Consider the following 17,618-nt stretch of genomic DNA (forward strand, 5'->3'; position numbering starts at 1 on the left):
CTTCAGACCGCAACGCCGAACGCCTTGCCGACCGCGGCGGTGACGGCCATGGCGGCCGCGCCCCAGAGCAGGACGCGCGCCACCGCCTTGGCCATGGGCGCCTTGCCGAGGAAGGCGCCCAGCGCCCCCAGCGCGCCGAGATAGGCGATGGAGGCGGCGAAGACGACCGGCGTCACCATCGGCAGGGGCGCGAGCATGGCCGCGGCCAGCGGCAGGGCCGCGCCGGCCGAGAAGGTCAGCGCCGAGGTGACGGCGGCCTGCACCGGCCGCGCTGCGGTAAGCTCCGACATGCCCAGTTCGTCGCGGGCGTGCGCGGCCAGGGCGTCCTTGGCGGTGAGCTGGACGGCGACCTGGCGGGCGAGGTCCGGCTCCAGGCCGCGGGCGACATAGAGGCCGGCCAGCTCCTCCAGTTCGAGCTGCGGCTGGGTGGCCAGTTCGTGCCGCTCCAGGCTGAGGGCGGCGCGCTCGGTGTCGCGCTGGGAGCTGACCGAGACATATTCGCCGGCCGCCATCGACATGGCTCCGGCCACCAGGGCCGCGCCGCCGGCGATGAGAATCTCGTGGCGTCCCTGGGCCGCGGCCGCGACGCCGACGATCAGGCTGGCGGTGGAGACGATGCCGTCGTTCGCGCCCAGCACCGCGGCCCGCAACCAGCCGATGCGGTCGACCGGATGGTTCTCCCGATGAGTCGCCTTCATGCCCCCTCCTTGGCCCAGCCCGCGCTTGTACTAAGGTTCGCACGAACATCCGCAGGAAACCGACCATGCCTTTCGCCGCCGTGAACGGACTTCAATTCTATTTCGAGCGCGCGGGGAGCGGCGAGCGGCTGCTGTTCATCTCCGGCACCGGCGGCGACCTGCGCAACAAGCCCAACCAGTTCGACGGCCCCTTCGCCAAGGCGTTCGACATGATCTCCTACGACCAGCGGGGCCTGGGGCGATCGGACAAGCCGGACGTTCCCTACAGCATGGCTCAATATGCGGACGATGCGGCGGCGCTGATGGAGAGCCAGGGATGGGATCGCGCGCACGTGGTCGGCGTCTCGTTCGGCGGCATGGTCGCCCAGGAGTTGGCCCTGCGTCATCCGCAGCGGATCTCACGGCTGGTGCTGGCCTGCACCTCGCCAGGCGGGGCGGGCGGCGCCTCGTTCCCGTTCCACGAGATCGAGCATCTGAAGGGCGAGGACCGGGCGCGGTATCTGACCCCGATCTCCGATGTCCGGCGGACCGACGAATGGGCGGCGCAGAACCCGGAGGCCTACGCCAAGCTGATCGCCCTGGGCGCGGCCGATCCCTATGGCGACGAGCCGGGGCATGCAGCCGGCGCCCATCGCCAACTGGAAGCGCGCGCGCTGCACGACACCTGGGAGCGCCTTGCGCAGATCTCGGCTCCGACCCTGGTGGCCGGCGGCCGTCATGACGGGATCGCCAAGCCGGAGACGCTGGAACGGCTGGCCGGGCGTATTCCGGACGCCGAGCTCGCCTTCTTCGACGGCGGGCACCTGTTCATGATCCAGGACCGCGCCGCGGTCCCGGCGATGATCGACTTCCTGAAACGCTAGATGACGCGGCGGGGCGCGGCGCAGACGAAGGCGCCCGCCTCCTTGCCGATGCGCAGGCGCCCGCCGCCGTCCTGGAAGACGCGGCCGATCTCGGCGGCCAGGGCGCGGGCCTCGTCGGCGGTGGCGTCGATGCCGGGCGGGCTGGAGCGCAGATAGGCGGCGACGTCGACCGGATCGGTGCAGTCGAGGTCGTCGTGGTGGCGATGCAGGGCGACGTGGCCGAAGGCGCGTTCGAGGAGATCGCGGCCGTTCTCCAGCCCGAACAGCTCGGCGGCGCCGGCCTCGGCCGCTCCGGGCCAGACGGAGGTTTCGATCTGGACCAGCTCGCGTAGGTGGCCGCGGCCGTTGGTGGTGATCAGGGCCACGCCGCCGGGGCGCAGGACGCGGGCCAGCTCGGCGATGGCCCGGGCCGGATCGGGCACGTGGTAGAGCATGTGGAAGGCCATCACCACGTCGAAGCTGGCGTCGGCGAACGGCAGGCGGGCGGCGTCGAGCGCCCGGCCCTCGACGGTCCAGTCCGGCCCGGCCTGGGCGGCGCGGGCGCAGGCGGCCTCCACCATGCCGGAGGAAAGGTCGGTCAGGGTCAGGGCGAGACGGGCGGGCAGGATGTCGGCGGCCGCAGTCCAGAACCAGCCGGGGCCGCAGCCCACTTCCAGCACCCGGTCGCCCTCGCTCCAGGAGATCTGGCTGGCCGCCCACGGATACCAGTCGTCGCGGCCGTACTTGCGGTGCAGACGCGCGCGCGCGTCGAGATGACGAGCGTCGGCGTACTGCGCCCGGCGCAGATAATCCGGATCGTTGAACATCGGCGTCTCCTGAGCGGCGCGGAGACTTAGGTCAAACAGGAGTTGAGTCAAACGCCAATCAGCTCGCCATGGTTAAGCAGCCAGACCGTAGGCCGGCGCTATCCGGCCGCCAGCAGGCCCGACACCGCCGCGGCGACCTGGGTGACGTCGTAGGGCTTGCGGATCACCGGGGCGTCGAAGCCCATCGGGGCGCCGGTGTCGCCATAGCCGGTGGCGAAGACGAAGGGCACGCCGCGCGCTGCCAGGGCCTCGGCCACCGGCGTGACCGACAGGCCGTTGAGATTGGCGTCGAGCACGGCCGCGTCGATCGGCTGGCCCAGGAGATTGAGCGCTTCCTGCAGTTCGTAGGCCGGGCCGACCACGGACGCGCCGGCTTCGGAAAGGCCGGTCTCCAGCTCCAGGGCCAGCAGCACCGCATCCTCGACGATCAGCACGCGCGCGCCCTGCAGGTCGGCCGGGCCGTGGGCGGCGGGCGCCGGTTCATAGGTCTGGGGCGCGGGAGTCTCGGGCACGGTCTCGGGGCGCGAGACCACGGCGGCTGGGCCGGCGCGCAGCCGAGCGGTCACCCCGGCGCGGCGATACTCGACCGCCGCATCGCCCATAAGCTCGCGGCCGGTCACCTGGTCGAGCAGGGTCGAGCCGAAGCCCTTGTGGGTGGGGACGACGACCGGCGGCCCGCCGGTCTCGGTCCAGATGAGCTCGAAGCCGCCTTCGGGCGTGCGCGCCCAGCGCACCTCGACCCGGCCGCTCTCGGTGGAAAGCGCCCCGTACTTCACCGCATTGGTGGCCAGTTCGTGCAGGGCCAGCGACAGGGCGTTGGCCGCGCGGGGCGTGAGGAAGAGTTCGGGCCCGTCCCAGCGGGTCTGGCCAGGGGCGATGCCGCCCAGCTCGGCCGCGGCCAGGTGGCCCACCGCGGCCCCGCGCCAACGGGCGGCGGTCAGCAGCTCGTTGGCCGAGGCCATGGATTTCAGCCGGCCGGCGAAGGTGGCCAGGAAGCTGTCGAGCGAGGTGGTGCGCTTGGCGGTCTGCACCGCCAGGGCCTGGACCGCGGCCAGCACGTTCTTCACCCGATGGTCCAGCTCGGCCATCAGGGCGCGGCGGCGATCCTCCTCGGCGCGGCGCTCGCCGATGTCCTGCACCAGCCCGACCGCGCGCAGCGGGCGGCCCTGCTCGTCGGAGACCAGCACGCCGGAGGTGCGGGTCCAGATGATGCGGCCGTCGTCTTCGCGGATGCGGCGATACTCGACCTCGAAGCGCCCCTCGGCGCGCATGGCCTCCTCGATGCTGCGCCGGGTCGCCTCGCGCTCCTCGGGATGCACGCCCCGATAGAGGAACTCCCCGCGCTCGGCGGGCCATTCGCCGACCGGCAGGCCGGTGATCGCCGACATGCGCGGACTGACCGAGACGACGTCGCGCGCCATGTCCCAATCGTACTCGCCGAGGCGCGCGGACTGGAGCGCCAGTTCGAGACGTTCGTGGTCGGAATGGATATCGGCGCCGGGTTTCGCCATGACGCGACCATAAACCCAGGTTCGCGCGAGAGCGACAGGAACCCAAGGTTGCAGGCGCCCATTTCGGGGCCTTGGAGCCAACAGGTTTTCGTCATAACCGGAACCGGGTCTTGTCTTTGACGTTCCGGCAAGGCTTTCATGAGACGCCAAGCTTGAGAAAAGCTACACCTACCTGAATACCTGGAGATACGGACATGGCCACGAACGCCGTCGACAACGCCAAGGATGAAGCGAAGGCTACGGCGAGCGCCTTGGCCGAGTCGGCTTCCAAGCTGTCGGCGGAAGCCCAGCGCAGCTTCGGCGAAGCCGCCAAGAAATTCGAGAAAGTGGTCTCCGAAGGGCTGGAACAGATCCGCGCCCAAAGCCGGACCTATGCCGACAGCGCCGGCGAGCAGTTCGACGACGCGCAGCGCTATGTCGTGGAACGCGTGAAGGAACGCCCGCTGGTGGCGACGGGCGCGGCGCTCGGCGTCGGCCTGCTGATCGGTCTGCTGCTGGCCAGCGGACGCAAAGATTGATCCTCAAGCGAGCGATCTATTACGCCGTCGCCGTCGTCGCGCTCGCCGCGACGGCGGTGATCTGCGTCACGTTCCTGGCGATGGCGCTGCATGCGGCGCTGACGCCGGCGGTGGGCGAGGCGTGGGCCGGCGTGCTGGTGGCCGGGGCGGCCGCCCTGCTGGCCGCCGCCATTTCGGCGATGATCCTGCTGCGGGCCAATCCCCCGCGCCGCAAGACGCCCGAGCAGGACCGCGACATGACCTCGCGAATGTTTGAACTGGCCCAGGCCAAGCCCTGGGTCGCGCTGGGGATCGTGGGCGCGGTCGCCGCCGTGGCCCTGAAGAATCCACGCACCACGGCGACCGTGGTGTCCGCCCTGCTGGCCGGCCGAGCGACGAAAAAATAGCGAACCAAAGTTGGAGCTTCAGTGTTTTCGTGGGATTGCGAATGCGCATTCAGCTTCCCTCCAGGAAAACACGATGTTCAAGCTTCCCGATCTACCCTACGACTACGCCGCCCTGGAGCCTGTGATCTCGCAGGCGACGATGCATCTGCATCACGACAAGCACCACAAGCGCTACTTCGACGTGACCAACCAGATCGTCGAGGAACAGGGCCTGTCCGGCAGCCTCGAAGACCTTGTCCGCGGCGCCGCCGGCAAGGCCGAGAGCCGCAAGCTGTTCAACAACGCCGCCCAGGCGTGGAACCACACCTTCTTCTGGGTCTGCATGAGCGGTGAGCGCCAAGCTCCCGAAGGCGACCTGGCCGCCGCCATCGACCGCGACCTCGGCGGGCTGGAGAAGCTCAAGACCGACTTCGTCGCCAAGGGCGTGGGCCACTTCGGCTCCGGCTGGGTCTGGCTGGCCGCCAAGCGGGACGGAACCCTGGTCATCGTCGACAGCCATGACGGCGAGAACCTGCTGAGCGACGACGGCGTCCTGCCGCTGCTGGTCTGCGACCTGTGGGAGCACGCCTATTACCTGGATCACAAGAACGACCGCGAAGGCTTCCTGAAGGCCTGGTTCGACGCCCTGCCCAACTGGAAGTTCGCCGGCGAGCAGTACAGCGCCGCCAAATCGGGCGGAAAAGGCTGGCAGCACCCGTAATCGGGAGGCGTCACCGGAACGCCTGTCCAGGCTGGACGTTCTTATCGGCGTAAGACACTCCGGAGGAACGACATGCTCGGTTGGGCTTTGACTTTCCTGGTGGTGGCGTTGATCGCAGGTGTGCTTGGTTTTACCTCGATCGCTGGCGCGGCCATGGGCGTTGCGAAGATTCTGTTCTTCGTGTTCCTGGTCCTGTTCGTCGTCTCGTTGGTCATGCACATGGTGCGAGGACGCGGCGCGCTTTAGCAGCCACCTCACTTGAAAACGGAACGCCCGCCCCTGGAGGAAGGGGGCGGGCGTTCTGCGTTGTGGGGTCCCGACGCCGCTTAGGCGGGCGCGCGGTCCAGGGTCCAGGTCCGGTAAGGCTCGAACCGCGAACCGGCCCAGGCATGGGCGACGATACGAATCTCGCGGGCGTCGGCCTCGATGGTGTTGAAGCCGGGCGGGACGCCGCGTTCGCGCACCGACAAGGTGCCGGCCCCGACGGCGTGCGTGCGGCCGCCCGCGAACGGATAGGGCCAGACGAACGGCGCGTGGATATGACCCGACAGCACCAGGTCCACCCCGCCCTCGGCCAGGATGCGGGCCGCCGCCTCCCCGCCCCAGACCCGCGCGGTCATCGGGCCGCCGATCATCTCGGCGAGCGGATGATGGCAGACCATCACCCGCAGGCCCGGCGGGGCGGCGGCGAACCAGGCGGCCGCCTCGGCCGCCTGGCGCGGGGCGATCTGGCCCTTCGACCAGTTGAGGCGCGGCTGCACGCCGCGCGCGGTGTTGACGCCGCGCACCGCCAGGCCCGGCGCCAGGAAGGTCTGGGGATCGACCGGGCCGATGAAGCGCGCGAACCGTCCGAAGGGATGGGTGAAACGCTCCCACCAGGCGAGATAGGGCGCATCGTGATTGCCAGGGCAGACCAGCCGCGGCGGAGCCAGGGTCTCGAGCCAGGCGGCGGCGGCCTCGAACTCGCCCACCGCGCCGAACTGGGTGAGATCGCCGGAGACCACGGCCAGGTCGAAAGCGCCGGCGTTGACGAAATCGGCCGCCGCCTTGACCGCGGCGACGTTCTCGCCGCCGAAATGGATGTCGGAAAGGTGGACGAGCCGGATCATGCCGCCGGGGCGGGCGCGGCCGGCGGCGCCAGGATGCGCGCCACCTTCGGCCGCCATTCGATGCGCGCCGTGGAGGGCAGGCGGGCCGGTTCGCCGTCGAGCACGGCCGGAATGCGCCCCGCCGCCCAGACGCCGGCCGTGCGGCAGGTCAGGGAGGTGACGGAGGGGTCGTTGCGCCAGTCGGCCACCATGGCCGAGAGCCCGATGCGGGCGGCCTGGGCCAGGCCCTGCGGATCGATGATCGCCGCCTCCAGCGCCTGATCGTCGTCGGCCATCACCTTGGAAGCGATCGGGCACATGAAGGCCAGGGCCTCGGCCTTGCCGCGCGGGCCGCCGTCGAGAGCGTAACGCAGGCGGCCCGAGAAGGCCCGCGTCCAGGCCCGCCGCATGCGCCCGAGGGCCAGGGAGATGCGCCCGTCCCGCATCGCCTCGCGCGCGGGAGCCCAGAGGGCCGGGGCGCCGAGGATGGCGGCGACCAGGAAGCTGCGGCCGTCGACGCAGCCGCCGCCCAGGCCGCGTTCCTCGCCCGCCTCCAGGATGCCCGCCAGGGCTTCGTCCCAGGGGCCGTCCCCATAGATCGCATAGGGCAGCATGTTCATGGTGCCGCCGGCCAGGGGCGCGATCAGCGGGCCGTCGGGGCCGGCCATCTCGGCGGCGGCGCGGGCGGTGCCGTCGCCGGCCAGGACCGCCACCAGGTCGGGGCCTGCATCGATCGCCGCGCGCAGGCTGCGCCCCACCTCCTCGCCCTGGACGGCGTGGACGCGGACGGAGAGGCCATGCTCGGCCAGCAGGGCGGACATGCGTTCGGCCGCTTCGGGCGAAGCCGTACCGGATGCGATATTGACCACGGCTTCAACGCGGGTGATTCGGTGTTTCTGCGCCATGGCTCCTCAATCGGCCTCAAGGCCGGCCTGCCGGTAACGGCGAAGGTTGGGGGCGGTTCCTCCCGGAACCTCGTCTTGGCGCGAGGCGTTGGGTCGGCGGGATATGTAAGGAGAGCCATATGCTCAAGGCCAAATCTCTCATGCCGCTGGTTGCGATGGCGGGCGCAGGCCTGCTCGCGGCCTGCACCACCACCGGCAATGTCGAGCGCAACGCGGCCGGGGGCGCAGCGCTGGGCGCCCTGGCCGGCGCGGTGATCGGCAACAATGTCGGCGGCGGCGACGCCGGGACCGGGGCCGCCATCGGGGCGGCGATCGGCGGCACGGCGGGCGCGGTGCGCGGGTGCCGCCAGGACGGCGGCTGCGGGGCCGAAGCGCCCAATCGCCGCCAATATTACGACGAGCGCGCCGGCCGCTATTACTACTACGACTCCGGCAGCGGCCGTTACTACTGGGAAGACGGCAGCCCGCGCTGAGGCGCCGGCGAAGGCTTGACTGGCGAGAACCGGGCGGTCGGCTATGCTGGCCGCCCTTTCCATTTGTGCAGGACGTGATCATGGGACCGGGGCTGAAGACTTTCGGAGCGCTGGGGCTGGCGGCGGCCGCCCTGGTCCTGGCCGGTTGCGAGACGCCGGGCGGCGCGCGGGGGCGCATCGTCCAGGCGCCGCCGGCCTGTGAAGACGTGACGGTGCAGATCTATTTCGAGGCCGACAGCGCCGAGGTCACCGACGAGGGCCGCGCGATCCTGGCCCAGGCGGCGAGCACGGCGAAGACGTGCAAGGTCGATCGGGTGCGGGTGCTGGGCCTGGCCGATGCGGTCGGCGCGCCGGCCGCCAACATGGAGCTGTCCAAGCAGCGGGTGGCCGCCGTCACCAAGGCGCTGGTCGCCAACGGCCTGCCGTCCGGCGAGTTCGACCTGGCCGCGGCCGGCCAGGCCGGCGCCACGGCCGCCGACGGCGAGGCCCGGCCCCTGCGCCGCCGCGCCGACGTCACCATCGAGCTGAGCGCGCCGTAAGACTGCAGATACAAAGAAGGCGGGCCGTGGGCCCGCCTCTCAAGTGCGCATCATCGAGAAAAGGGGTGCGGAGGCGGCAGACCGGCATGGTCGCCGGCCTCAAGTCGGGGGGGGCGTCGCCGCCTCCGCAAATCCTAAACCCGCCGCCGGGGGGTTCGTTCCCCGGCCAGAGAAAATTTTTCGCCGACCTCAGTCGACCGCCACCGGCGGCATGGCGTTGAACTCGGCCTGGGTCAGCGGGGCGATCAGGCTGTCGCCCTCCAGCTTCAGCGCCGCATAGGCGATGCTGCGCGGGCCGGCGGTCGGCGGGCCCTTGGGCCGCACCAGCACCTGGGCCGGCGTGCCGTTGGGGCGCAGGATGACGCGCTCGACGACGCCGAGCACGACGCCCTTCTGGCCGCGCACCAGCTTGCCCTCCAGCGCCGAAGCCGTGGCCGGCGGCGTCTGGGCGTAGGCGGGCGCAGCCGCCGCGCCGGTGAGCATGAGGCCGGCGATGACGATCCCGGCCGCAGTCTTCGTGATGTTCATGTGACGATAGATAGGGGTCCCGGACCCCTTCGCGAAGCCCCCTGCGACACCGGCCGCATGCAATCCACGGGAACGTGAGCCGCCGCCGGGACGTTTGCCAGATGCGGGCGAGCGGTCCCGCAAGCGTTCGAGGGCAGGCGATGGCGATGCAGGTCGAAGTCCGCGGGTCAGGCCCCGCCGCCGGAGTCTCGCTGCGCCGACGCTGGCTGGCGGTCGTGGTCATCCTGACCGTGGCTCTGGCGAGCGCGCTTCTGAACCAGATGTCGGTCGTGCGGCATGACGCCCTGCGCCCGACGCCGCCCGGACCGCTGGACGCCCTGCCGTTGTAACGGAGGAAGCACATGGCTATCAGCCGCGGCCTGAACGCCACCCGCGCCCGACAGGGGCGCTTTGGAATCCACATGTTCTGGGTGCTGGCGATCTCGACCGCCCTGGCGGCGCTGGCGCTGTTCGGCGCCTGGTCCTGGCGGGCCGACGACCTGAACTCGACCCTGCCCAGCAAGGCCGGCGCGGCGCGGACCGCCCAGCACTTCGACATGGGCGAGCCGGCGGCCCTGCAGACGGCGCCCTCGCCCACCCAGCCAGCTCCCTAGCGGCGACGGCCAGCCCCGGACCTGACATCCGGGGCTTGGCGCGCGGCTAGAGCACCGAGCGCCCGCGGAACGCGCGCACGGCGAAGGTCGCCACCAGCAGCACCAGGAAGACCACGAACAGGATCTTGGCCGCCGTGGCGGCGAAGCCGGCGAGGGTCGTGAAGCCGAGTACGCCCGCGACCACCGCGAGCAGGGCAAAGACAAGGGCCCAACCGAGCATTGACGTCTCCTCTGAATGCAAAACGCCGCGCCGATGAGAGGCGCGGCGTTTCGGAAACGCGAGGTCCGGGCGGCCGTTCCTAAGCCGCCTGACGCGTATTGCGCGGATGGAAGAACAGCGCCTGGCCGATGGCCGCCTTCACCGTTTCCGGCTGGAACGGCTTGGTGATGAGGAAGGTGGGCTCGGGACGCTCGCCGGTCAGCAGGCGCTCGGGGAAGGCGGTGATGAAGATCACCGGCACGTCGAGGCGGGCCAGGATGTCCTTCACCGCGTCGATGCCCGACGAGCCGTCGGCGAGTTGGATGTCGGCCAGGACAAGGCCCGGCGTCTTGCGGGCGACGGCGTCGACCGCCTCGGTGCGGGTGGCGGCGATGTCGACCACCGTATGGCCGATCTCGGTCACCAGGGCCTCGATGTCGGCGGCGATCACCGGCTCGTCCTCGATGATGAGGACGTCGGTGGCCAGTTCGGCGTCGATCTCGGCTTGGGCCTCGGCGATCAGCCGCTCGATCTCCGGGAACTCGACCCCGAGGATCTGGGCCGCCTCGGAGGGCGTGAACCCTTCCAGGGCGGTCAGCAGGAACGCCTGGCGCGAGCGCGGGGCGATGCGCATCAGCCGGCGGCTGGCGTCGTCGCCCGACTGCTCGTCGCGCGGGGACTCAAGCTGGGCGCCGCTGCTGAGCCAGATGGCGTGGAACACATGATAGAGGGCGACGCGCGGCGTGAGGCTGGCCTCCAGCACCCGGTCGCCGGCGGCGAGAGCCTCCAGCGCCACCCGGACATAGTGATCGCCCGTCGTCTGGTCGCCGGTCAGGGCGCGGGCGTAGCGGCGCACATACGGCAGATGCGGAGCCAACCGGGCAAGCAGACTCAAATCAAACCCCTCCCTTTGAAGATCATGTCCCGGCCACAGGGAAACACTCCCCTGGCGGGAGCCGACATTCGCCCCAAACGCGGCCCTTGGGAACCGGTTCCCTCAGAACCCGGTTTTCTGCATGTTATGAACTTTACTTTGTGGAACCCTGGGTAGGGTGAGGCGTTGACGGGCGACCAGAAGGAACCGAGGGGGCAAGCTCTGCGCAAGCCGGGCGCCGGTGACATGATCGAACAAAGTGCTTCAGAGGACCGTCGACGCGCGCCTGCCGCGCTGGACGAAGCGCGCCTGCGCCAGCAGGCCATCGGCGTTCGCCTGCGGCAAATGTTCGACGAGGTGGTCAGCGAGCCCGTTCCCGAGGAGTTCCTCGCCATCCTTCGCCAGGCGGACAAGAAGACGGCGGAGAATGACTGATGGCCTCCGCCAGCAACGCCGGCCCGAGCGGAAAGTCCGGGACTGACGAGGCCTTCAAGCGCGAACTGGTGGGGCTGATCCCCCACCTGCGCGCCTTCGCCCGCACCCTGGCGGGCGATCCGGCCAGCGCCGACGACCTGGCGCAGGACGCGATGATGAAGGCCTGGGACGCACGCGCCAGCTTCCAGATGGGCACCAACATGAAGGCCTGGACCTTCATGATCCTGCGCAACCAGTTCTATTCCGAAAAGCGCCGGTCCTGGCGCCAGAGCCAGCTCGACCAGGAGGCGGCCGAGCGGACGCTGGTGGCGGTGGACGACCCCGAGGCGCCGGTGGCGCTGGACGAGCTGCGGCTGAGCCTGGCGGCGCTGCCGGCCGAGCAGCGCGAGGCGCTGATCCTGGTCGGCGCGGGAGGCTTCGCCTACGAGGAAGCGGCCGAGATCTGCGGCTGCGCGGTCGGGACGGTGAAGAGCCGGGTGAGCCGCGCGCGAAAGGCCCTGCACGCCATTCTGGAGGACGGTTCCTACGAACGCGATGGAAGCGCCGCCAGCGACGCCATGGGCGCCATCCTTGCGGATGCGGAGCGCCTGAGCAGCGCTCGCTGACAGGACGAGGAGGATGGACAGCGCGCCCTGGGGATCTCTCTCAACCATACGGGTCCGGCTGACCGCGGCGCTGGCGGCCGCCCTGTTGCCGGTGATGATCCTGGGCGTGCTGCAATCGGCGATCGCCTTCCGCCGCGAGGCGGTGCAGCTCCGCGAGGAGCTGGCCGCGGCCTCCGAGCGCAGCGCCGCGACGGCGCGGGCGCGGATGGAGGCGGCCGACATCCTGCTGGAAACCCTGGCCCCCGGCTCGGTCGGCTTCAACTGCGCCCAGCGGCTGGCCGAGGTCAGCCAGCGCATCCCCGGCTATCAGAACCTGATCCGCTTCGACCGCATCGGCCGGGTGGCCTGCGCCGGCGGCACGGTGCCGGCCGATCCGCTACGCCAGACACGGCCATGGTTCCAACGGCTGGCGGCCGGCGACAGCCTGGTCATCACGCGCGACGCGGGCGCGACCTACGCCACGGTCCCCGCCCTGCTGGCCGCGGTGCCCGCCAAGGATCGGGCTATAGGTTTCGACGGCGCCCTGGTGGCGGTCATCACCCTGGAGAGCCTGGCCCCGCGGACGGCCGACCGCTCCCTGCCGGAAGAGGCCGAGGTCGCCCTGGCCGACGGCGAGGGCAAATATATCAACGCCACCGACAAGGAAGCCTTCCCCATCCTGCCGGCCGACTGGCGGGCCAAGGCGCTGAAACAGGGCTCGCTGGTCTGGTACGCCCGCGACGAACGCGGCGACCGGCGGGTCTATTCGGCCGCGCCCCTGGTGGGGGACGAGCTGTTCGTGGTGCTGTCGGCGCGCTCGGGCGGCCTCTTCACCTGGGCGACGCTCAACCCGCTGACCAGCATCGTCTTCCCGATACTGACCTTCATCCTGGCCCTGGTGGCGGTGTCGGTGGTGACCGAGCGGGTGGTGATCCGCTGGATCGCCTATCTGCAGCGCATCGCCGCCCTCTACGCCCGCGGGCGCCTGACCGTGCGGCCGGTGCAGGCAGAACAGGCGCCGCCGGAGATCCGCGACCTGGCCGAGACGCTGGAGGACATGGCCGACGCCATCGTCGGGCGCGACGCCTCGCTGCGCGACTCCCTGGCGCAGAAGGACGACCTGATGCGCGAGATCCACCATCGGGTGAAGAACAACCTTCAGGTCATCTCGTCCCTGCTCAACATGCAGCAGCGGGCGCTGTCGGACCCGGCGGCGCGCGCGGCGATGTCCGACACCCGCCAGCGGATCACCGCGCTCGCCCTGATCTATCGGGCGCTCTACCAGGGGCCGGACCTGAAGCGGGTCGACCTGCGGGCCTTCCTGGAGGAGCTGACCGCCCAGCTCATCGCCGCCGACGGGCCGCACGGCGCCCAGGTGCGGACCGACATCCATGTCGACGACCTGGTGATCGACCCCGACCGCCTGGCGCCGCTGGCCCTGTTCGCGGTGGAGGCGGTGACCAACGCCCAGAAGCACGCCTTCGCCGGTCGCGGCGGCGCCCTGACCGTCAACTTCACCGTGCGCGGCGAGGAGGCCGAACTGGAGATCAGCGACGACGGCGAACCGCCCGAAGACGCCCTCACCTCATCGGGCGTCGGCCGCACGTTGATGACCGCCTTCGGCCGCCAGTTGCGCGGCCGCTCGGAGGTGGTCCGCAATGCGACGGGGGGCGTCACCGCGCGCCTGATCTTCCCCACGCCGACCGAAGATCACGGCAATCGGCGGAGCGCGCCGAGGGGGAACCAGGCCGCAGCTTGACCGTTTTTGCCTGGCAACTTCACTCCCCGAGAGAGGCATTCCATGCGCAAGTTTGTGGTCCTGGCCGTTCTGGCCGCCAGCCTGGCCGTCACCGCCTGCAACACGATCTCCGGCGCCGGCCGCGACGTGAAGGCCGCCGGCCAGGCCGTCACCAACACCGCCGAAGACGCCAAGAAGTAGGCGCCCGACCGGCGCCGCCCGAAAAGGGCGGTCAGGCCGCGATGCGGAAGGCCGGGTTCCTCGCATAGAGGCCGGGCCTTCCGCCGACCGGCTGGAAGGCGCCCTGGAGGCCGGCGACGTCCTCGTCCTGGCCCAGGAACAGGAAGCCCTCGGGCGCCAGCGCCCGGGCGAGGTTTTCCAGCAGCCGCACCCGCATCGGTTCGACCAGGCCGGAAATCACGTAGCGGCAGAAGATCACGTCGAACCGCCCCGCCGTGCTGAGGTCGGCGACGAGGTTCACGCGCCGCCAGCGCACCATCTGGCGGATGCGGGGCGAGATCGCCCACATTTCTCCATCCCGCTCGAAATGGCGGATGAGCAGGCGGATGGGCAGGCCGCGCTGCACCTCGAACTGGGTGTAGAAGCCGCTCTGGGCCTTTTCGAGCTGGCGCTCGCCGATGTCGGAGCCGAACAGCTCGACCTTCAGGCCCGGCAGCTTGCTCCGCTCGTCCTCGACGATCATCGCCAGGGAATAGGCCTCCTGGCCCGCGGCGCAGGCGGCCGACCAGATGCGCACCGGCTCGCCGCCGCGCAGGTTGACGATCGTGGGCAGGACCTCCTCGCGGAACAGGGCGAAAGGCGTCCGGTCGCGGAAGAAGGCGCTTTCGGTCGGCGCCATCGCCTCGACGATCCCCCAGGCCAGGCGGTCCTCGCGCTTCTGGCGCAGGGCGGCCATCATGTCCTCCAGCGAGCCGAAGCCCTCGCGCCGCGCGACGGAGCCCAGCCGGCTCTCGATCAGATAGCTCTTGTCGGGATCGACGTGGAGACCGGCCCTGGCGGCGCAGAGCTGGGCGACGAGTTCGCGGTCCTGGGGGCTCATGTCAGGCCCGCCTCGGCGAACTTGACGGCGATGATGTCGCCGTCGAACGGCTTCATGATGTATTCGTCGGCGCCGCAGTCCAGCGCCTCGCGGATGCGGTCCACGTCGTTCTCGACCGTGCAGAAGACCACGGTGGGGCGCTCGCCCCCCGGCTCGGCGCGCAGGATCTTCAGGAACTCGATCCCCGTCATCACCGGCATGTTCCAGTCGAGCAGCACCGCGTCGGGCATGGCCGCCCGGCACCAGGCGAGCGCCTCCAGCCCATCGGACGCCTCGGCGATGTCGAAGCCGATGTCCTCCAGGATGCGGCGCGCGACCTTGCGGATCACACGGCTGTCGTCGACGACCAGGCAGGTCTTCAAGTGGAACGCCTCCCTTCCAGCCCGTTTCTGACGGGGGTTGGTTAAGGAGCCGTATGGGCGCGCGAAAGATTCCTGCGGGCGAAGCGCGGGGCGAGCGGGATCACGGATGCGATTTCCTCCCCCGCTGCGCAGGGGAGGAAAAGAACGCTTGGCTAGACCAGTTCGGCGGGCGTGACGCCCAGCTCCTTCAGCAGCGGCTCGGCGTAGTCCACGCGGCCGGTCACCGTCTTCGGATCGCCGCTGGCCAGGCGGTAGACCGCCTCGGCGATGTACTCGATCGGCTGGACGCGGTCCTTGGTCGCCTCGTTGATGAGGCCGTGGACGGCGACGCCGGGGGTGTCGACCAGGCCGGGCGAGACGACGTTGACCGCGATGTTGTCGCTATAGACCTCCGAAGCCAGGCCGGTGGAGAACCGCTCCAGCGCGGCCTTGCACATGCCGTAGACCGTGCCGCCGCGCGCCGCGCCATAGGGCTGCTTCGGGTGGATGCCGGCCGGCGAGGAGATGTTGACGATCCAGCCGCCGCCCTTGTCGCGCATGCCCGGGATGACGAGCTGGGAGAGGTGGAACGGCGCGTAGACCTGCACCTCCATCATCAGCTTGAAGCGCTTTTCGGGGAATTCCTCGACCGGGATGAAATAGGTGATGGCGGCGTTGTTGATGAGGATGTCGACGGGGCCGTAGAGGGCCGAAGCCTCCTCCACCAGGCGCTCGCGCTCGATGGCCTGGGCCAGGTCGGCCTTGATGAAGGCCGCCTCGCCGCCGGCCTTGCGGATACGGTCGACGGTGTCGTGCAAGGTGCCCGGCAGGCGGCTCTCGCCGCTCTCGGCGGTGCGGGCCGAGGCGACGACCTTGGCGCCCTCCTGGGCCAGGCGCGCGCAGATCGCCTCGCCGATGCCGCGGCTGGCGCCGGTGACCAGGGCGACGCGGCCCTTCAGCGACCCGTTGGGATTGATGACAGCCATGTTCGAAATCTCCCTAATGAAATGTCTTTGGTCTTATCGAGAACCGGGCCGCAGGCCCATGGGGGGTCTTATCGAGAACCGGGCCGCAGGCCCGTGGAGCGATGAAACTACGGGCGCGGCGGCGAGGCCAGCCCGTTCCGCTCGCCCCCATGCCGAGCCGCCTGGACGGCGGCGGCGCGGAAGCTAGAGTGCGAGCGTCACAAGGGGGGAACATCCATGCGTAGAGTCGCCACGTCCGTCGTCGCCATGCTGCTGGGCCTGGGGTTGGCCGGCCATGCGGGCGCGCAGGGCCAGCCCGCCGCCGCCAAGGCCGTGGTGATCCATGCCGGCGCCCTGCTGGACAAGCCGGGCCAGGCGCCGCGCGGCGCCAGCACCCTTGTTGTGCGGGGCGGCAAGATCGAAGCGGTGCGCGACGGCTTCGCCGCGCCCGAGACGGTCGGCGCGCCCGGCGCCCAGGTGCTGGACCTGCGCGACCAGTTCGTGCTGCCCGGACTGATCGACAGCCACGTCCACATCTTCAGCGACGACGACAAGGTGAAGGCCCGGATGGAGGGCTATAACCGCGACATCGAAGACAACATGGTGATCGCGATCGACAACGCCCGCCGCACCCTGGAAGCCGGCTTCACCACCATCCGCGACCTGGGCAGCGACATTCACGGCGTCACCGCCCTGCGCGACGGGATCGACAAGGGCCTGGTCACCGGCCCGACCATCGTGGCGGCCGGCCGCGCCATCTCGGTCACCGGCGGCCACGGCGACGGGTCCAACAACCTGAACCGCGACATGGCGGACCTCGCCCACCGCCACGCCGAGAACGTCTGCAACGGCCCCGAGGACTGCCGCCGCGCGGTGCGCAGCCAGATCGGCCAGGGCGCGGACGTCATCAAGTTCACCGCCACCGGCGGGGTGCTGTCGAACGTGGCCGGCGGCCTGGGCGCCCAGATGTTCGACGACGAGATGAAGGCCGTGGTCGAGACCGCCCACATGTTCGGGCGCAAGGTCGCCGCCCACGCCCATGGGACCGACGGCATCCTGGCGGCGCTGAACGCCGGGGTCGATTCGATCGAGCACGGCACCTTCGGCACGCCGCAGACCGACGCCCTGTTCAAGAAGACCGGCGCCTATTTCGTGCCGACCATGCTGGCGCCGCAGACGGCGCTGGAGCAGGCCCGCGCCGGGGCGCGCTCGAAAGCCTCGCTGGACAAGGCCGAGGTCGCCGCCAAGGCGGCGATGGAGAACCACAAGCGCGCCATCGCCTCGGGCGTGAAGATCGCCTTCGGCACCGACACCGGGGTCTCGGCCCACGGCGACAACGGTAAGGAATTCGCCCTGATGGTCAGCGTCGGCATGACCCCGGCCGAGGCGATCAAGGCCGCGACGGTGAACGCCGCCGACCTGTTGGGCCGCTCGGCCAGCATCGGCACGCTGGAGCCGGGCAAGGACGCCGACATCATCGCCGTGGCCTCGAGCCCACTGGCCGACGTCACCCAACTGGAGCGCCCGACCTTCGTCATGCACCGCGGAACGGTCGCCAGGATCGGCGGCCAGCGCGCGCCGTTCCCGCCGAACTAGGGGCCGCATTGCTCCCCCTCCGGGGGAGCTGTCGGCGAATGCCGACTGAGGGGGATTTCTGACTCCGCAGGCCCCCTCCGTCTCGGCGCCTTGCGCCGATCCACCTCCCCCAGCGGGCAGGGCAATCGCATATGAGTGTCCTCCCGGTTTGCGAAGCAAGACCGGGACCCATTCGCGTCTGAATTGAAGGGCGAGGCGCGGCCGAGCCGCATCCTGCT

At 70.5% G+C, this 17,618-nt stretch carries 25 protein-coding genes; 14 read left to right on the forward strand and 11 right to left on the reverse strand.

Translation table 11 applies throughout. The features are described 5' to 3' along the window. Nucleotides 1–2 precede the first annotated feature (2 nt). Nucleotides 3–698 carry a VIT family protein gene (locus ACE3TL_RS07035; protein WP_374578011.1) on the reverse strand — a complete coding sequence of 232 codons (696 nt, stop codon included), beginning with the start codon at nt 696–698 and terminating at the stop codon, nt 3–5. A 65-nt stretch (nt 699–763) separates the two neighbouring features. Between ACE3TL_RS07035 and ACE3TL_RS07040 the strand changes: the two genes are divergently transcribed. Next, nucleotides 764–1,561: an alpha/beta fold hydrolase gene (locus ACE3TL_RS07040; RefSeq protein WP_374578012.1), complete on the forward strand. Its 798-nt coding sequence runs from the start codon at nt 764–766 to the stop codon at nt 1,559–1,561. Here the strand turns inward: ACE3TL_RS07040 and ACE3TL_RS07045 are convergent. Together ACE3TL_RS07045 and ACE3TL_RS07050 are read right to left on the reverse strand one after the other, a co-directional pair. Further along, nucleotides 1,558–2,367: a class I SAM-dependent methyltransferase gene (locus tag ACE3TL_RS07045; RefSeq protein ID WP_374578013.1), complete on the reverse strand. Its 810-nt coding sequence runs from the start codon at nt 2,365–2,367 to the stop codon at nt 1,558–1,560. The two genes, ACE3TL_RS07040 and ACE3TL_RS07045, sit on opposite strands and share 4 nt — an antisense overlap. A gap of 98 nt (nt 2,368–2,465) precedes the next feature. Beyond that, nucleotides 2,466–3,878 (reverse strand): HWE histidine kinase domain-containing protein, encoded by a 1,413-nt coding sequence (locus tag ACE3TL_RS07050; RefSeq protein ID WP_374578014.1) that lies wholly within the window; start codon nt 3,876–3,878, stop codon nt 2,466–2,468. 194 nt (nt 3,879–4,072) lie between these two features. Here ACE3TL_RS07050 and ACE3TL_RS07055 point away from each other — a divergent pair, with 194 nt between their 5' ends. From ACE3TL_RS07055 to ACE3TL_RS07070, 4 genes are all read left to right on the forward strand, one after another. Beyond that, a complete protein-coding gene (locus tag ACE3TL_RS07055) occupies nt 4,073–4,396 on the forward strand; it encodes a hypothetical protein (protein WP_374578015.1) in 324 nt (107 codons plus the stop codon). Beyond that, nucleotides 4,393–4,782 carry a hypothetical protein gene (locus tag ACE3TL_RS07060; RefSeq protein ID WP_374578016.1) on the forward strand — a complete coding sequence of 130 codons (390 nt, stop codon included), beginning with the start codon at nt 4,393–4,395 and terminating at the stop codon, nt 4,780–4,782. Before ACE3TL_RS07055 ends, ACE3TL_RS07060 begins: the two co-directional genes overlap by 4 nt. A gap of 73 nt (nt 4,783–4,855) precedes the next feature. Beyond that, nucleotides 4,856–5,482 (forward strand): superoxide dismutase, encoded by a 627-nt coding sequence (locus tag ACE3TL_RS07065; protein ID WP_374578017.1) that lies wholly within the window; start codon nt 4,856–4,858, stop codon nt 5,480–5,482. A gap of 72 nt (nt 5,483–5,554) precedes the next feature. Continuing rightward, nucleotides 5,555–5,728, forward strand: a complete 174-nt coding sequence (locus ACE3TL_RS07070) for a DUF1328 domain-containing protein (protein WP_082532120.1) — start codon at nt 5,555–5,557, stop codon at nt 5,726–5,728. 80 nt (nt 5,729–5,808) lie between these two features. Here ACE3TL_RS07070 and ACE3TL_RS07075 read toward each other — a convergent pair whose 3' ends face one another. Both ACE3TL_RS07075 and ACE3TL_RS07080 read right to left on the reverse strand, forming a co-directional pair. Beyond that, entirely contained in the window at nt 5,809–6,591 is a 783-nt protein-coding gene (locus ACE3TL_RS07075) for a metallophosphoesterase (RefSeq protein ID WP_374578018.1), read from the reverse strand. After that, nucleotides 6,588–7,475, reverse strand: a complete 888-nt coding sequence (locus ACE3TL_RS07080; RefSeq protein ID WP_374578019.1) for a diacylglycerol kinase family protein — start codon at nt 7,473–7,475, stop codon at nt 6,588–6,590. The genes ACE3TL_RS07075 and ACE3TL_RS07080 overlap by 4 nt, the downstream gene beginning before the upstream one ends. Before the next feature lie 140 nt (nt 7,476–7,615). On the opposite strand from ACE3TL_RS07080, the gene ACE3TL_RS07085 reads away from it, so the two are divergent. Together ACE3TL_RS07085 and ACE3TL_RS07090 are read left to right on the forward strand one after the other, a co-directional pair. Next, complete coding sequence (locus tag ACE3TL_RS07085; RefSeq protein ID WP_374578031.1) at nt 7,616–7,948, forward strand: YMGG-like glycine zipper-containing protein; 333 nt, start codon at nt 7,616–7,618, stop codon at nt 7,946–7,948. An 80-nt stretch (nt 7,949–8,028) separates the two neighbouring features. Beyond that, on the forward strand, nt 8,029–8,487 hold the full coding sequence (locus tag ACE3TL_RS07090; RefSeq protein WP_374578020.1) for an OmpA family protein: 459 nt from the start codon (nt 8,029–8,031) through the stop codon (nt 8,485–8,487). A gap of 189 nt (nt 8,488–8,676) precedes the next feature. Here ACE3TL_RS07090 and ACE3TL_RS07095 read toward each other — a convergent pair whose 3' ends face one another. Next, nucleotides 8,677–9,015, reverse strand: coding sequence for a hypothetical protein (locus ACE3TL_RS07095; RefSeq protein ID WP_374578021.1), 339 nt, complete (start codon nt 9,013–9,015; stop codon nt 8,677–8,679). Nucleotides 9,016–9,161: 146 nt separating this feature from the next. On the opposite strand from ACE3TL_RS07095, the gene ACE3TL_RS07100 reads away from it, so the two are divergent. Beyond that, nucleotides 9,162–9,344 carry a hypothetical protein gene (locus ACE3TL_RS07100; protein ID WP_374578022.1) on the forward strand — a complete coding sequence of 61 codons (183 nt, stop codon included), beginning with the start codon at nt 9,162–9,164 and terminating at the stop codon, nt 9,342–9,344. Nucleotides 9,345–9,356: 12 nt separating this feature from the next. Then, nucleotides 9,357–9,608: a hypothetical protein gene (locus ACE3TL_RS07105; protein WP_374578023.1), complete on the forward strand. Its 252-nt coding sequence runs from the start codon at nt 9,357–9,359 to the stop codon at nt 9,606–9,608. Between the two features lie 46 nt (nt 9,609–9,654). Here the strand turns inward: ACE3TL_RS07105 and ACE3TL_RS07110 are convergent, their stop codons facing one another. Both ACE3TL_RS07110 and ACE3TL_RS07115 read right to left on the reverse strand, forming a co-directional pair. Continuing rightward, nucleotides 9,655–9,828, reverse strand: a complete 174-nt coding sequence (locus tag ACE3TL_RS07110; RefSeq protein WP_374578024.1) for a DUF1328 domain-containing protein — start codon at nt 9,826–9,828, stop codon at nt 9,655–9,657. A gap of 79 nt (nt 9,829–9,907) precedes the next feature. After that, on the reverse strand, nt 9,908–10,702 hold the full coding sequence (locus ACE3TL_RS07115) for a response regulator (protein WP_374578025.1): 795 nt from the start codon (nt 10,700–10,702) through the stop codon (nt 9,908–9,910). Between the two features lie 225 nt (nt 10,703–10,927). On the opposite strand from ACE3TL_RS07115, the gene ACE3TL_RS07120 reads away from it, so the two are divergent. Genes ACE3TL_RS07120 through ACE3TL_RS07135 form a run of 4 tightly spaced genes read left to right on the forward strand, consistent with a single transcriptional unit; the run spans nt 10,928 to nt 13,639 of the window. Beyond that, complete coding sequence (locus ACE3TL_RS07120; RefSeq protein ID WP_374578032.1) at nt 10,928–11,116, forward strand: NepR family anti-sigma factor; 189 nt, start codon at nt 10,928–10,930, stop codon at nt 11,114–11,116. After that, on the forward strand, nt 11,116–11,721 hold the full coding sequence (locus tag ACE3TL_RS07125; protein ID WP_374578026.1) for a sigma-70 family RNA polymerase sigma factor: 606 nt from the start codon (nt 11,116–11,118) through the stop codon (nt 11,719–11,721). Before ACE3TL_RS07120 ends, ACE3TL_RS07125 begins: the two co-directional genes overlap by 1 nt. Before the next feature lie 13 nt (nt 11,722–11,734). Next, complete coding sequence (locus tag ACE3TL_RS07130) at nt 11,735–13,459, forward strand: sensor histidine kinase (RefSeq protein ID WP_374578027.1); 1,725 nt, start codon at nt 11,735–11,737, stop codon at nt 13,457–13,459. A gap of 42 nt (nt 13,460–13,501) precedes the next feature. After that, entirely contained in the window at nt 13,502–13,639 is a 138-nt protein-coding gene (locus ACE3TL_RS07135; RefSeq protein WP_374533939.1) for an entericidin A/B family lipoprotein, read from the forward strand. Nucleotides 13,640–13,670: 31 nt separating this feature from the next. Here the strand turns inward: ACE3TL_RS07135 and ACE3TL_RS07140 are convergent, their stop codons facing one another. The 3 genes from ACE3TL_RS07140 to ACE3TL_RS07150 all read right to left on the reverse strand — a co-directional run bounded on the left by ACE3TL_RS07140 (nt 13,671) and on the right by ACE3TL_RS07150 (nt 15,825). Further along, nucleotides 13,671–14,498, reverse strand: a complete 828-nt coding sequence (locus ACE3TL_RS07140) for a protein-glutamate O-methyltransferase CheR (RefSeq protein ID WP_374578028.1) — start codon at nt 14,496–14,498, stop codon at nt 13,671–13,673. Next, nucleotides 14,495–14,860, reverse strand: a complete 366-nt coding sequence (locus ACE3TL_RS07145) for a PleD family two-component system response regulator (protein ID WP_374533937.1) — start codon at nt 14,858–14,860, stop codon at nt 14,495–14,497. Before ACE3TL_RS07145 ends, ACE3TL_RS07140 begins: the two co-directional genes overlap by 4 nt. A 152-nt stretch (nt 14,861–15,012) precedes the next feature. After that, nucleotides 15,013–15,825 carry an SDR family NAD(P)-dependent oxidoreductase gene (locus tag ACE3TL_RS07150; protein ID WP_374578029.1) on the reverse strand — a complete coding sequence of 271 codons (813 nt, stop codon included), beginning with the start codon at nt 15,823–15,825 and terminating at the stop codon, nt 15,013–15,015. A gap of 216 nt (nt 15,826–16,041) precedes the next feature. On the opposite strand from ACE3TL_RS07150, the gene ACE3TL_RS07155 reads away from it, so the two are divergent. Continuing rightward, nucleotides 16,042–17,400: an amidohydrolase family protein gene (locus ACE3TL_RS07155; RefSeq protein WP_374578030.1), complete on the forward strand. Its 1,359-nt coding sequence runs from the start codon at nt 16,042–16,044 to the stop codon at nt 17,398–17,400. Nucleotides 17,401–17,618: the final 218 nt, after the last annotated feature.

Origin of the sequence: Phenylobacterium sp., from assembly GCF_041920015.1 — a bacterium.
In the GTDB taxonomy this organism is placed as follows: domain Bacteria; phylum Pseudomonadota; class Alphaproteobacteria; order Caulobacterales; family Caulobacteraceae; genus Phenylobacterium.

Coding starts and splice junctions, on each gene's coding strand:
- ACE3TL_RS07070 (WP_082532120.1), top strand. CDS start 5,555: ATGCTCGGTTGGGCTTTGACTTTCCTGGTGGTGGCGTTGATCGCAGGT.
- ACE3TL_RS07120 (WP_374578032.1), top strand. CDS start 10,928: ATGATCGAACAAAGTGCTTCAGAGGACCGTCGACGCGCGCCTGCCGCG.
- ACE3TL_RS07150 (WP_374578029.1), bottom strand. CDS start 15,825: ATGGCTGTCATCAATCCCAACGGGTCGCTGAAGGGCCGCGTCGCCCTG.
- ACE3TL_RS07085 (WP_374578031.1), top strand. CDS start 7,616: ATGCCGCTGGTTGCGATGGCGGGCGCAGGCCTGCTCGCGGCCTGCACC.
- ACE3TL_RS07040 (WP_374578012.1), top strand. CDS start 764: ATGCCTTTCGCCGCCGTGAACGGACTTCAATTCTATTTCGAGCGCGCG.
- ACE3TL_RS07095 (WP_374578021.1), bottom strand. CDS start 9,015: ATGAACATCACGAAGACTGCGGCCGGGATCGTCATCGCCGGCCTCATG.
- ACE3TL_RS07135 (WP_374533939.1), top strand. CDS start 13,502: ATGCGCAAGTTTGTGGTCCTGGCCGTTCTGGCCGCCAGCCTGGCCGTC.
- ACE3TL_RS07105 (WP_374578023.1), top strand. CDS start 9,357: ATGGCTATCAGCCGCGGCCTGAACGCCACCCGCGCCCGACAGGGGCGC.
- ACE3TL_RS07130 (WP_374578027.1), top strand. CDS start 11,735: ATGGACAGCGCGCCCTGGGGATCTCTCTCAACCATACGGGTCCGGCTG.
- ACE3TL_RS07065 (WP_374578017.1), top strand. CDS start 4,856: ATGTTCAAGCTTCCCGATCTACCCTACGACTACGCCGCCCTGGAGCCT.
- ACE3TL_RS07075 (WP_374578018.1), bottom strand. CDS start 6,591: ATGATCCGGCTCGTCCACCTTTCCGACATCCATTTCGGCGGCGAGAAC.
- ACE3TL_RS07110 (WP_374578024.1), bottom strand. CDS start 9,828: ATGCTCGGTTGGGCCCTTGTCTTTGCCCTGCTCGCGGTGGTCGCGGGC.
- ACE3TL_RS07045 (WP_374578013.1), bottom strand. CDS start 2,367: ATGTTCAACGATCCGGATTATCTGCGCCGGGCGCAGTACGCCGACGCT.
- ACE3TL_RS07035 (WP_374578011.1), bottom strand. CDS start 698: ATGAAGGCGACTCATCGGGAGAACCATCCGGTCGACCGCATCGGCTGG.
- ACE3TL_RS07080 (WP_374578019.1), bottom strand. CDS start 7,475: ATGGCGCAGAAACACCGAATCACCCGCGTTGAAGCCGTGGTCAATATC.
- ACE3TL_RS07100 (WP_374578022.1), top strand. CDS start 9,162: ATGCAGGTCGAAGTCCGCGGGTCAGGCCCCGCCGCCGGAGTCTCGCTG.
- ACE3TL_RS07055 (WP_374578015.1), top strand. CDS start 4,073: ATGGCCACGAACGCCGTCGACAACGCCAAGGATGAAGCGAAGGCTACG.
- ACE3TL_RS07140 (WP_374578028.1), bottom strand. CDS start 14,498: ATGAGCCCCCAGGACCGCGAACTCGTCGCCCAGCTCTGCGCCGCCAGG.
- ACE3TL_RS07090 (WP_374578020.1), top strand. CDS start 8,029: ATGGGACCGGGGCTGAAGACTTTCGGAGCGCTGGGGCTGGCGGCGGCC.
- ACE3TL_RS07155 (WP_374578030.1), top strand. CDS start 16,042: ATGCGTAGAGTCGCCACGTCCGTCGTCGCCATGCTGCTGGGCCTGGGG.
- ACE3TL_RS07050 (WP_374578014.1), bottom strand. CDS start 3,878: ATGGCGAAACCCGGCGCCGATATCCATTCCGACCACGAACGTCTCGAA.
- ACE3TL_RS07125 (WP_374578026.1), top strand. CDS start 11,116: ATGGCCTCCGCCAGCAACGCCGGCCCGAGCGGAAAGTCCGGGACTGAC.